This is a genomic window from Ruegeria sp. CDSC002, assembly GCF_059610905.1.
Window position 1 is genome coordinate 1 of sequence record NZ_JBXWOM010000006.1, and the last position, 11059, is coordinate 11059.

Annotated in this window: 14 protein-coding genes and 1 tRNA gene; 10 read left to right on the forward strand and 5 right to left on the reverse strand. The window is 58.3% G+C overall.

What is annotated here, in order from left to right:
• Window positions 1-569: hypothetical protein (locus tag AC2FJE_RS12030; RefSeq protein WP_496760982.1), on the reverse strand; the 569-nt coding region annotated here is incomplete at its 3' end.
• Window positions 570-807: 238 nt separating this feature from the next.
• Between AC2FJE_RS12030 and AC2FJE_RS12035 the strand changes: the two genes are divergently transcribed.
• Window positions 808-1563 (forward strand): 3-hydroxyacyl-CoA dehydrogenase, encoded by a 756-nt coding sequence (locus AC2FJE_RS12035; protein WP_282169407.1) that lies wholly within the window; start codon window positions 808-810, stop codon window positions 1561-1563.
• Window positions 1564-1572: 9 nt separating this feature from the next.
• Complete coding sequence (locus tag AC2FJE_RS12040) at window positions 1573-2124, forward strand: sugar O-acetyltransferase (protein WP_282151409.1); 552 nt, start codon at window positions 1573-1575, stop codon at window positions 2122-2124.
• Here the strand turns inward: AC2FJE_RS12040 and AC2FJE_RS12045 are convergent.
• From AC2FJE_RS12045 to AC2FJE_RS12055, 3 genes are all read right to left on the reverse strand, one after another.
• On the reverse strand, window positions 2121-3929 hold the full coding sequence (locus AC2FJE_RS12045; protein ID WP_496760983.1) for an ABC-F family ATP-binding cassette domain-containing protein: 1809 nt from the start codon (window positions 3927-3929) through the stop codon (window positions 2121-2123). The genes AC2FJE_RS12040 and AC2FJE_RS12045 overlap by 4 nt on opposite strands.
• A gap of 67 nt (window positions 3930-3996) precedes the next feature.
• Window positions 3997-4731, reverse strand: a complete 735-nt coding sequence (locus AC2FJE_RS12050; RefSeq protein ID WP_282169405.1) for a GNAT family N-acetyltransferase — start codon at window positions 4729-4731, stop codon at window positions 3997-3999.
• A 98-nt stretch (window positions 4732-4829) separates the two neighbouring features.
• Window positions 4830-5303: an outer membrane protein assembly factor BamE gene (locus tag AC2FJE_RS12055; RefSeq protein WP_058274497.1), complete on the reverse strand. Its 474-nt coding sequence runs from the start codon at window positions 5301-5303 to the stop codon at window positions 4830-4832.
• Between the two features lie 84 nt (window positions 5304-5387).
• On the opposite strand from AC2FJE_RS12055, the gene AC2FJE_RS12060 reads away from it, so the two are divergent.
• The 8 genes from AC2FJE_RS12060 to AC2FJE_RS12095 all read left to right on the forward strand — a co-directional run bounded on the left by AC2FJE_RS12060 (window position 5388) and on the right by AC2FJE_RS12095 (window position 10781).
• Window positions 5388-5924, forward strand: coding sequence for a YceD family protein (locus AC2FJE_RS12060; protein ID WP_058274498.1), 537 nt, complete (start codon window positions 5388-5390; stop codon window positions 5922-5924).
• Window positions 5925-6130: 206 nt separating this feature from the next.
• Window positions 6131-6337 (forward strand): 50S ribosomal protein L32, encoded by a 207-nt coding sequence (gene rpmF / locus AC2FJE_RS12065; protein ID WP_037316137.1) that lies wholly within the window; start codon window positions 6131-6133, stop codon window positions 6335-6337.
• A gap of 24 nt (window positions 6338-6361) precedes the next feature.
• The gene (gene plsX / locus AC2FJE_RS12070) at window positions 6362-7450 is read left to right on the forward strand and encodes a phosphate acyltransferase PlsX (RefSeq protein WP_058277573.1); all 1089 of its coding nucleotides are present in this window, start codon (window positions 6362-6364) and stop codon (window positions 7448-7450) included.
• 21 nt (window positions 7451-7471) lie between these two features.
• Window positions 7472-8443 (forward strand): beta-ketoacyl-ACP synthase III, encoded by a 972-nt coding sequence (locus AC2FJE_RS12075; RefSeq protein WP_109311337.1) that lies wholly within the window; start codon window positions 7472-7474, stop codon window positions 8441-8443.
• 96 nt (window positions 8444-8539) lie between these two features.
• Window positions 8540-8842 (forward strand): integration host factor subunit alpha, encoded by a 303-nt coding sequence (ihfA, locus tag AC2FJE_RS12080; RefSeq protein ID WP_058274526.1) that lies wholly within the window; start codon window positions 8540-8542, stop codon window positions 8840-8842.
• Window positions 8843-8860: 18 nt separating this feature from the next.
• The gene (locus AC2FJE_RS12085; protein ID WP_496760984.1) at window positions 8861-9502 is read left to right on the forward strand and encodes a MerR family transcriptional regulator; all 642 of its coding nucleotides are present in this window, start codon (window positions 8861-8863) and stop codon (window positions 9500-9502) included.
• Between the two features lie 61 nt (window positions 9503-9563).
• Window positions 9564-9640: transfer RNA gene (locus AC2FJE_RS12090), tRNA-Pro, on the forward strand.
• 61 nt (window positions 9641-9701) lie between these two features.
• A complete protein-coding gene (locus AC2FJE_RS12095) occupies window positions 9702-10781 on the forward strand; it encodes a 2'-deoxycytidine 5'-triphosphate deaminase (protein ID WP_496760985.1) in 1080 nt (359 codons plus the stop codon).
• 52 nt (window positions 10782-10833) lie between these two features.
• On the opposite strand, the gene AC2FJE_RS12100 is transcribed toward AC2FJE_RS12095, so the two are convergent.
• The gene (locus tag AC2FJE_RS12100) at window positions 10834-11004 is read right to left on the reverse strand and encodes a hypothetical protein (RefSeq protein ID WP_159089934.1); all 171 of its coding nucleotides are present in this window, start codon (window positions 11002-11004) and stop codon (window positions 10834-10836) included.
• Window positions 11005-11059: the final 55 nt, after the last annotated feature.

Below are 11059 nucleotides of genomic sequence, written 5' to 3' on the forward strand. Positions count from 1 at the left end.
CCACCGCCGCTGCCGCCGCCGTCTCCACCGCCGCTGCCGCCGCCGTCTCCACCGCCGCTGCCGCCGCCGTCTCCACCGCCGCTGCCGCCGCCGTCTCCACCACCTGGGCCACCTGGTGCTCCGCCGGGACCGCCTGGCGCTCCGCCACCAGACCCGCCGCCAGAGGAGCTACCTCCTCCAGAAGATTCGCCGCCCGAACCATTCTCACCGCTGGAATTGGAACCGCTCCCAGATGACTGGCTGGAATCACGATCTTCGCCATTCGAGGTCACCGCCGCGATCGTTCCAGTTGAAAAATCCGTCAACAATGCGGCCAAACCGGGGCACTGTTGACCAGTTGCGGCCAGTATCGAATCGAAATCGGAGTGCTTCTGCAGCCGGTTCAGGAAACTCGGGGTCACCTGAGTGCAATCACACAGTGTTTGGTAGTCTCCTGCATTTGCTGCGATCCGTGCTGTGCGTGCGTCGCAAACCCCAGATGCAGCTTGCGCTGTGGTCACCAGAAGCGCCCCAACAAACGGAGAGGCCACCAAAGCCGAAACGCTAGATTTCAGTTTAATTCGCATCATTTAGCTCCTTGCGCCTTAACACCCAAGTGCGTCAGGGTCTTCGATTACCAAGTGGGAGCCGCAAATGAAGTGCGGATAAATATCCGCTGAAGATGCGTTAACTTTGGCTCACCACCACTCATTAAACTCGGGCACAACACCAGTTGTGACGGTCCGATAGGCCAAATATACAACATCTATTAGGACCGCCACATCAAAAGTGGCAGAAAAGTGTCAAAATTTTGGAGAGGTATCCGTGATGCAACTATCGACATCCGCGGCAATCATAACTGGCGGCGCGTCAGGTCTGGGCGAGGCAACCGCCCGCTATTTCGCAGAACAGGGCGCGCAGGTGACGCTTCTGGACCGCGACGCTGAGCGCGGCCCAAAAGTGGCCGCAGAGATCGGTGGGCATTTTACAGAAACGGATGTGACAGACGAAACCTCAGTCGCGTCGGCAATTGAGCAAGCAAAGGACAAGATGGGCCGCATCACGGTCGCGGTGAACTGCGCCGGGATCGCCTATGGGATCAAGACAGTCGGCAAGGATGGTCCCCACCCCCTGGACGCGTTTCAGCGCACAATCGACATCAATCTTGTGGGAACGTTCAATGTCTCGCGCCTGGCCGCAGCTGAAATGGCTAAGAACGAACCCGAACCGGACGGCGCGCGTGGAGTAATCATCAACACGGCCTCAATCGCAGCCTTCGACGGACAAAAAGGACAGGCGGCCTATGCAGCCTCGAAAGGCGGTGTCGTGGGAATGACGCTGCCAATGGCGCGCGATCTGGCCTCAACCGGCGTTCGCGTGATGACCATCGCTCCGGGGATTTTCATGACACCGATGCTGGCCGGTCTGCCCGAAGAGGTTCAACAACAACTGGCGGCAGATGTCCCAAACCCTGCACGTCTGGGTGATCCGAAAGAATACGGGCGGTTGGCCGGTTTCATTGTCGAGATGGGCTACTTGAACGGGGAAGTCATCCGCATCGACGGAGCCCTTCGTATGCGTTAAGCCTGTCCCATGACAGAGCGGGAAAAGATGCAGTCCGGGCAGTGGTATAAATGCCTGGACCCGGAACTTGAGGCGCTGCGCACCCGCGCCCGGCACGCGGTCCACGCACATAACACCTGCCCGCCTGACGCCCGGGGTGCCATGGCACCCGAGTTGCTGGCGTTGTTCGCTCGCGTCGGGCCGGATTGCTTACTTGAGGCTCCGTTTCATTGCGCCTACGGGCTTAACATCCACCTCGGCGCGCGGGTCTATTTCAACACGGGTTGTGTCATTCTGGATACCGCACAGGTTCAGATCGGTGATGACTCGATGTTCGGCCCGCATGCCCAGATCTACTGTGCTCAGCACGCCAAAGACCCGGCAGAACGCGCACAAGGTTTGGAAATCGGGATACCGGTGACCATTGGCCGAAACGTCTGGGTTGGCGGAGGTGCCATCGTGATGCCCGGCGTCACCATCGGCGACAACGCCATTATTGGCGCAGGCAGCGTTGTGACCAAAGACGTCGCGGCCGGGGAAACGGTTGTCGGCAACCCTGCCCGACCATTGACGCGCCGCTAGGCGCCTTCGGCCTTTTCCTCAAGCACCAGCCACTCTTCTTCGGCGGCGGCCAGTTTCTCTTGCCGTTCGACCAGCGCCTCAGTCGCCTTCTGGAACTTGACTGGTTCACGGGTGAACAGCTCAGGATCTGACATAAGCTCTTCCAGCTTGCCGATTTCGGCCTCTAGGCGGGCAATCTCGGCAGGCAACTTCTCAAGCCGATGCTTATCCGAGAAAGATAGCCCGGATTTCGGCTGCGCTTCTTGCTTTTGCTTTGACTTCGAAGTCTTTGCTTTTTCAGCTTTCTTTTCTGCAACGTCACCCCGTTGCGCGATGTAGTCCGACCATCCGCCCGCATAGACGGTCGCGCGGCCATTGCCCTCCATCGCAATCGTTGTGGTGGCAACTCGGTCCAGAAAATCCCGATCGTGGCTGACCAGCAGGACGGTGCCGTCATAGTCGTCCAGCAGTTCCTGCAACAGGTCCAGCGTTTCAACGTCCAGATCGTTGGTCGGTTCGTCCAGCACTAAAAGGTTCGAGGACTTGGCCATCAGTTTCGCCAACAGCAAACGCGCTTTTTCGCCACCTGACAATGACTTAACGGCCGCTCTTGCCTGCGCATCATCGAACAGGAATTCCTTGAGATATCCGACCACGTGTTTGGGTTGACCCCCAACCATCACCTGATCCGCCTTGCCCGAGACCCGCATCTCGGGATCGCCGGTCAGGCTGTCCCACAGGGTCATTTCGGGATCCAGCTGCGCGCGAGCCTGGTCGAAAACCGCGATCTCAAGATTGGTGCCCAGCGTCACTGTTCCTTCGTCGGGCTGTTCCTTACCCAGCAACATCTTGAGCAGGGTTGTCTTGCCCACACCATTCGGTCCGACAAAGGCAACCCGATCCCCACGTTGTGCCAACAGATCAAAGTTCCGAACGATCTGCTGCGCGCCAAAAGACTTGGACAACCCCTTGGCTTCAATCACTTTTCGCCCAGACTTTGGCCCGCCTTCCAGCGACATTGCCGCTGATCCCTGACGTTTGATCTGCGCGGCCTTTTCAGCGCGTAAGGCCTGCAAAGCCCGCACCCGGCCTTGATTTCGCTTGCGCCGTGCACTGATACCTTCGACCGCCCATTTGGCTTCAGACTTGATCAGACGATTCAGCTTGTGACGCTGTTGATCCTCTTCTTCCCAAATCTTGTCGCGCCAGGTTTCAAAAGCCTCAAACCCTTGTTCCTGCCGCCGTACCATGCCGCGGTCGATCCACAACGTCACGCGGGTCAAAGCGCGCAAAAACGCACGGTCATGTGAAATCAGAACGAAGGCTGCGCGGGTCGATCCCAGTTCGCGTTCCAGCCAGGCAATCGCTTCGATATCCAGATGGTTCGTCGGCTCGTCCAGCAGCATCAGGTCCGGCGCTTCGGCCATCAGCTTGGCCAATGCGGCCCTGCGACGCTCGCCACCCGAAGCGGTTTCAATCGGGCGGGAGGGATCGAACTTCAACCCCTCGCCCGCGCGTTCGACCTTGTACAGCTCACCCGGCTCCAACTCGCTGGACGCATAATCGCCCAAGGTCGCAAACCCTTCCATGCCGGGGTCCTGCTCCATGTAGCCAACAGATTTTCCGGGCGGCACCACGATATCACCCTGATCAGGCTCGACCAGACCGGCCATGACTTTCATCAGGGTCGACTTTCCCGACCCGTTTCGCCCAACCAACGCGACTCGGTCGCCCGGCTGAACCACTAGGTCCAGCCCCGAAAACACCGGATCGCCCCCGAAAGTCAGGGATATGCCGGACATCTGCAACAAAGGAATTCTCGCCATGCCGCCAGCTAAACCGGTGGACACAAAGCGTCAACGCCCCTGTTTCACCTTTTCGAAAATACTCAAACTACCGGACCACTGCGCGCAGCAACCGTTTACGGGCCGGGGGGATCGCGCCGATCTCAAGCCCGGTGAATACATGCAGCGTATTCATATGCCGATCCACCACCGCATGATCACTGACCCAACCGCCCATCATCAGATAGGTGCGCAACAATGGAGGCATCCGCAACATAGCCTTTTTCACATCGGGCCTACGCCGCAGGCGAGAGGCAAACTTGAATACATCGGGGGCCTTGACCCGCGGCAACCAACGCTTTGGCGCCAGATGCCGTTGCTTTAACATGGCAAAGGCGTCCAGATATTCGACGGTTTCAGTTCCTGCAAAGGATGAACAGCCGAACAACATCTTGACGTTGTTCTGGTCCACGTAATTGGTCATCGCACCCCACGCGACCCGCAGGATATCCGGGTCTGTCCATTCCGGGTGAATGCAGAAACGACCCATTTCGACCATGCGCCCGTCAAACCCTTTGAGGGCAGACAGGTCATAGAACTGGGCAGAATAACTGCGGTCAACCTCGGCCCCGTGCTCTATTGTCAGCAACCTGAAACAACACACCAGCCTTCCATCGGAGCGCGAATCTTCAACAAGGATATGCGCGCAGACCGGATCAAATTCATCCCGGTCAATCTGATCCGTCCCAAATGCCAGGGTTCGCAGTTTCTGCGCCGCCTCCACATCCTGTGGGGACTGCGCCAAACGAGCCCGGTATCTGCCCTTGCCCAGCAATAATGCCATGGTCGCATCCTCCGCGGTTGCTGACCTGCTTCATGTTGCAACGGTTCTACCACAGAACATGTGACTGTCCTGTGACCGTCGCAAGAGGCGGCGCAGACTTAATTCGCGCCCGGAATGTTCGCAGGGTTGAAGTTGCCGATATTGCCCAACAGCTGGCGCAGGAAGCCACGGTTCTGAACGCTGGATTCGGTCACACGGCGGTCCAGTACCACCACATATCCATCCTCAAGACCAAAACGTTCGATATTCCGCACAACGCCACGCTGGTCAAAGCTGATCGCAACCAGTTCGCGCGACACCACTTCGGGGCGCTTAGGACCGTAATGGCGCACGCGAGAGCGGACATAGTAAAAACCCGAATCCTTCACCAGCCCGGCAGAGCTGGGCGCTCCGATGGTTTCAACAACGCTGTCGCGGGTATCGACGCCCACTTTGATCTCAGCCAGTTGGTCAGCCGGCGGGACGTATCCGTGATTCTTGAAGATTGGCGTGCAAGCGCCAGCCGCAACCAAACAGGCCGCAAAGACAAGCCTTTTGGACGCCGGTTTCAACCTGTTCACAACCTTCAACATTTACATCCTCTTGCCTTGGGACCTTGCGGACCCTATCCGATTACATAAACCGCAGCCCCGGTTCAACACACGAAAGGGTCACGAATGACGACTAATACATCTCTGCGGGTGGCCGACCTGCCCCAAAACGCGCCCACGCCGTTTGATCTGCGCCCCGATAGCAAGGGCCTGGACGCGATCAAAACCGAACTGGGATTGTTGGGCCTGCGCAAGCTCAGCTTTGTGGGTGACGTAAGGGCACAAGGCAAACGCGATTGGATTCTTGCCGGAAAACTGGGGGCGACGGTGATTCAACCCTGTGTCGTGACGCTTGAACCCGTAACCACGCGCATCGATATCCCTGTGTCACGGGTCTATCTGAAAGACTGGCAAAACCCCGACGAGCCTGAATTCGAAATCCCCGAAGGCGATGAGACCGAAGCACTGGGCGCGGAAATTGACCCCGCATCGGTGATGATTGAGGCGCTGTCGCTTGCCCTGCCCCAATACCCACGGAAGGACGGCGCAGAATTGGAACAGGCCGGCTATACTGAGCCGGGCAAACAGGCGATGACGGACGAAGACGCAAAGCCGTTCGCCGGACTGGCGAATTTGCGCGATGCTTTGAAAAAAGACGAGTGACATAGGTCTGTTTTCCTGTCATAGCAGGCCTCCAGAAAAATCGCTTGAACATGCCGAGAATCGCAGTATTTTCGCGCGCTCAACGGAATTTGGGTTGGACATTGCGGGGCCCGTCCCCTAAACGCGCGTCAAACCACTAGAAAAACGAAGAATGAAACCCGGCCAGCAGCGAATCTGCTGACCCTTAATAGACAAAGGTTGAGACCATGGCTGTCCAACAGAACAAAGTTTCCAAGTCGCGCCGCAACAATCGCCGCGCACATGACGCTCTGGTTGCTGCAAACCCGAACGAATGCGCAAACTGTGGCGAACTGAAGCGCCCGCACCACGTCTGCGCGTCCTGCGGCCATTATGATGACCGTGAAGTCGTCGCTCAGGCCGACGAAATCGACCTGGACGAAGACGCGGCCTAAGCCTCATAACTCGTAGGCCAAGGCATGACGGAACAGCCCACGCAAGCCGGACGGATTACCATCTCGGTTGACGCTATGGGCGGAGATTCGGGGCCCGCGACTGTTGTTGCGGGCATTGCCAAATCGGCAAACAAGAACCCCGATATCGCCTTCGTTCTGCACGGGCCCGAGCAAAAGTTGCGCAAACTTGTCGCCAAACGGCGTGTCCTGCAGGGACGCGTCGTTTTTCGTGATTGCCCCGACGTGGTCACGATGGAGGACAAACCTAGCCAGGTCGTCCGCAGCGGCAAGCAGACATCGATGTGGTCGACGCTGGAAACAGTGCGCAAAGGCGAAGCCCACGGGGCTGTTTCCTGTGGCAATACCGGCGCACTGATGGCGCTGTCGATGATGCGTTTGCGCAAATTGCCGGGTGTAAACCGCCCGGCAATTGCGATTCTGTGGCCCTCGCGCAACCCTCAGGGCTTTAACGTGATGCTGGATGTCGGCGCCGATGTGCGGGCCGACGCCAAGGATCTGCTGCAATATGCATTGATGGGGGCGTCTTATGCCCGCAACGGCATGGCATTGGATCGGCCCCGGATCGGTTTGCTGAATGTTGGCACCGAAGAACACAAAGGCCGGGCCGAACTGAAAGAAGCCCACGCGATGATCTCGGAATTCGCAGAGCAGGCGAATTTTGACTTCGCAGGCTTCGTGGAGGGCAGCGACATTCCCGGTGACAAGGCGGATGTCATTGTTACCGATGGCTTTACCGGAAACGTCGCAATCAAAACCGGCGAAGGCACGGCCAGCCTGATCGGTGACCTGCTGCGCGAGGCCTTCAAATATTCCCCCCTGTCCCGGCTCGCATCGGTTCTGGCCATCACCTCGCTGCAACGGTTGAAGAAACGCATCGACCCACGCCAAGTGAATGGCGGTGTCTTTCTTGGCCTCAACGGAACCGTGGTCAAATCACATGGTGGCGCAGATGCCACCGGAGTTTCGGCAGCGATCAAACTGGCCTTTACCCTGGCCGAGTCCGGTTTCGCCGAAAAATTGGCGGCACGGGTTGCATCGACAGCCCAGCTTGCACAAGATGCCGCGCACGTACCGCCAAAGGCGGGCGAATAACAATAAAGGCAGTACCCCCAAATGGCAGGCCGTTCAGTTGTTGTAGGTGTCGGACACTATTTGCCAGAGCGCATAGTTCCGAATTCCGAATTTGAAAAGACGCTAGATACGTCGGACGAGTGGATCAAAGCTCGCTCGGGAATCGAACGCCGCCACTTTGCCGCTGATGGTGAAACCACGTCCGATCTGGCGACCAACGCTGCTTTGGCCGCCCTGGCCGATGCTGGCCTGAAGGCCGAGGATATCGACGCCATCATCCTGGCGACATCGACTGCTGACCTGACTTTCCCCTCTGCCGCGACGATGGTCCAGGCGCGCCTGGGCATGACCCACGGATTTGCGTTTGACGTGCAAGCCGTCTGTGCGGGCTTTGTTTTTGCCCTCAGCAACGCCAACGCTTTGATCGTGTCCGGTCAGGCCAAACGTGTGCTGGTCATCGGCGCCGAGACGTTTTCGCGCATCATGGATTGGACTGATCGGTCCACTTGCGTGCTGTTTGGCGACGGTGCCGGCGCGTTGATTCTTGAGCTGCAGGACAGCGAAGGAACCGCGCAGGATCGCGGCATTCTGTCGACTGACCTGAATTCTGATGGGCGCTACAAGGATTTGCTCTATGTCGACGGCGGTGTGTCGACCCAATCGACCGGGCATCTGCGGATGCAGGGCAATCAGGTGTTCCGCCACGCGGTCGAAAAGCTGGCCAAAACCGCAGAAACGGCCCTGGGGCGTGCCGGTCTGACCAACGCGGACGTCGATTGGATCGTGCCACATCAGGCCAACATTCGCATCATTCAGGGCACTGCCAAGAAAATGGGCCTGCCGATGGATAACGTTGTCGTGACAGTTCAGGATCACGGCAACACGTCCGCCGCATCGATTCCCCTGGCCCTGTCAGTGGGCAAACAACGGGGCCAGATCAAGACCGGGGATCTGATCGTGACCGAGGCTATCGGCGGCGGCCTGGCATGGGGCGCAGTGGTTCTGCGCTGGTAACCGGCGCAAAACGGCTTACACAGCCTCGTGCAATTCATTGATATTGACAGCGAATTTGCCATCACCATATTCTCTGATATCAACAGGGGAAATGGTATGGGCGAAAAAACACTGACGCGAATGGATCTGAGCGAGGCTGTTTTCCGCGAGGTTGGCCTTTCACGTAATGAAAGTGCGCAGCTTGTCGAAAGCGTCTTGAACCACATGTCGGACGCACTGGTCCAAGGTGAACAGGTCAAGATTTCATCGTTTGGTACGTTCAGTGTTCGGGACAAAACCGCCCGCATCGGCCGTAATCCCAAAACCGGCGAAGAGGTGCCAATTCAGCCTCGACGTGTCCTGACATTCCGCCCGTCGCACCTGATGAAGGATCGCGTCGCCGCAGGGAATCGCAAGTAAATTCGGGACGGAACGGTCATGAGCAAGTCCCCCGACGCCTTTCGCACAATAAGTGAAGTTGCGGACTGGTTAGGCGTTCAGGCTCATGTCCTGCGCTTCTGGGAAAGCCGTTTTAGCCAAGTCAAACCCGTCAAACGCGCGGGTGGCCGCAGGTATTACCGGCCAAATGATATGCGCCTTTTGGGTGGTATCAAAAAGCTGCTGCACGAGGACGGGATCACCATCAAAGGTGTCCAGCGCATCCTGCGTGAACAAGGCGTGGCCTATGTGTCCTCGCTGTCGCCCAGCCTGGATGAGCCCGCTGCGCCTGAAAGCGCCCCGGCAGACGACACCGTTGTCGTGCCCTTTTCCGCCAAGCCTGCTACGCCCAGCGATCAGATCGATCTGGATTTGGGCGATCCGGCCCCGGTGGCCAAGGCAACTGCGCCGGCTGAACAAGCCCCTCCGGCCGAGACGCCCCCGCCTGCCCTGCAGCAATCACAAGCAGAGCCACCTCAGCCCGCGCCCGAGTATCTGGATGAAGCCCCCTTGATAGGCGGAATCGCCACACAAGCGTGGGAACGGACCGATTTTGACGACGATCTTCTGCGTCGGATCGCACCCATCGCCAAGGACTTGCGTGCTGTCATCAACCGAATTGAGAACCGGTCGGCAGGATAAGAAAAAAGGCGATGATTTCCTCTTGCCCCCGCCGGGAAAGTCTTTATGAACACCTCAACGTCGGGCTATGGCGCAGCCTGGTAGCGCGTCCGTCTGGGGGACGGAAGGTCGCAGGTTCGAGTCCTGCTAGCCCGACCAAATCACACCGACGTTTATGGCAGACAGGCCAGATCCCGCTCTGGCAACAGAGGGGATCGGAATGACAGGTGTATGTCCAAACCAACAGATCGAGGCGATGATCGGCCGCGGTGAGATCACCGCCAGCCCCGAGGTTATCCCGGCGCAAATTCAACCCGCTAGCCTTGATTTACGTTTAGGTACAGTTGCTTACCGGGTCCGCGCCTCGTTTCTGTCCGGCGAAGGACGCACGGTCGCGGATCGTCTGTCCGAGTTTGAGATGCACCGCATCGACATCACCGACGGAGCCGTTCTGGAAAAAGGCTGCGTCTATCTGGTGCCGCTGATGGAATCACTGGCCCTGCCCGCCGATACCAGCGCGGTGGCAAATGCCAAAAGCTCGACCGGACGATTGGATCTTCTGACCCGCACAATCACCGATGGTGGCACCGAGTTTGACCGGGTACCGGCAGGCTATACCGGGCCGCTTTTTGCCGAGATCTGTCCACGCTCATTCTCGGTTCTGGTGAGACCGGGCATGCGGCTGAACCAGATTCGCTTTCGTCAGGGTCAGGCAGTGCTCAGCGACGCGGAACTGACCGCGTTGCACAACGACTCGCCACTGGTCGACGGACCGGCAGTCATTCAGGATGGGCTGGGGTTCTCGGTCGACCTGCAATTGCCCGACACTGATCTGGTTGGCTATCGGGCCAAACCGCATACCGGTGTGATCGATTTGGACCGGATTGGCGAATACGACCCGCAAGAATACTGGGAAGAGGTGCGCACCACCGATGGCCGCATCATCCTGGACCCCGGTGCGTTCTATATCCTGGTCAGCCGCGAGGCGGTCCATATTCCCCCCATGTATGCGGCTGAAATGGCCCCCTACCTTGCAATGGTAGGCGAATTCCGGGTGCACTATGCCGGATTTTTTGACCCGGGCTTCGGTCACGCCGCAGCGGGTGGAGCGGGATCACGCGGCGTACTGGAAGTACGCTGCCACGAGGCACCGTTTGTTCTGGAACACGGGCAGGTCGTCGGGAGGCTGGTTTATGAGAAGATGGCCGAAATGCCGACACAGCTTTATGGTGCGGGCATCGCGTCGAATTATCAGGGACAGGGGCTGAAACTGTCCAAACACTTCAAGGCTGTTGGTTAACACCTGTTGAACCGGCGCACATGCGGACCATGCGCTGCGCCGGGCTTGTCTGCTAGGCTTGACGGTTGCTGTCGTCATTTGCGCCCGAGTCATGAGGCACAGCCGATCTTTGTTTCGGCTTTCCCATCCGGCCCGCCACATCAAAACCCTTGTCGATGCCTTTGTTGACGACCCGCCGCATGATCTGGCGGATGATCATGTCGATGATGCGATTCATATTCATTGCTCAACTCCTCAGCTTGGCCACAACATAGGTGATTCCAACGGCAACAAAAGGG

Bases quoted from the DNA above. Each gene is read 5' to 3' on its own strand.
- AC2FJE_RS12035 (WP_282169407.1), top strand. From the start codon at position 808: ATGCAACTATCGACATCCGCGGCAATCATAACTGGCGGCGCGTCAGGT.
- AC2FJE_RS12040 (WP_282151409.1), top strand. From the start codon at position 1,573: ATGACAGAGCGGGAAAAGATGCAGTCCGGGCAGTGGTATAAATGCCTG.
- AC2FJE_RS12045 (WP_496760983.1), bottom strand. From the start codon at position 3,929: ATGGCGAGAATTCCTTTGTTGCAGATGTCCGGCATATCCCTGACTTTC.
- AC2FJE_RS12050 (WP_282169405.1), bottom strand. From the start codon at position 4,731: ATGGCATTATTGCTGGGCAAGGGCAGATACCGGGCTCGTTTGGCGCAG.
- AC2FJE_RS12055 (WP_058274497.1), bottom strand. From the start codon at position 5,303: ATGTTGAAGGTTGTGAACAGGTTGAAACCGGCGTCCAAAAGGCTTGTC.
- AC2FJE_RS12060 (WP_058274498.1), top strand. From the start codon at position 5,388: ATGACGACTAATACATCTCTGCGGGTGGCCGACCTGCCCCAAAACGCG.
- rpmF (WP_037316137.1), top strand. From the start codon at position 6,131: ATGGCTGTCCAACAGAACAAAGTTTCCAAGTCGCGCCGCAACAATCGC.
- plsX (WP_058277573.1), top strand. From the start codon at position 6,362: ATGACGGAACAGCCCACGCAAGCCGGACGGATTACCATCTCGGTTGAC.
- AC2FJE_RS12075 (WP_109311337.1), top strand. From the start codon at position 7,472: ATGGCAGGCCGTTCAGTTGTTGTAGGTGTCGGACACTATTTGCCAGAG.
- ihfA (WP_058274526.1), top strand. From the start codon at position 8,540: ATGGGCGAAAAAACACTGACGCGAATGGATCTGAGCGAGGCTGTTTTC.
- AC2FJE_RS12085 (WP_496760984.1), top strand. From the start codon at position 8,861: ATGAGCAAGTCCCCCGACGCCTTTCGCACAATAAGTGAAGTTGCGGAC.
- AC2FJE_RS12095 (WP_496760985.1), top strand. From the start codon at position 9,702: ATGACAGGTGTATGTCCAAACCAACAGATCGAGGCGATGATCGGCCGC.
- AC2FJE_RS12100 (WP_159089934.1), bottom strand. From the start codon at position 11,004: ATGAATATGAATCGCATCATCGACATGATCATCCGCCAGATCATGCGG.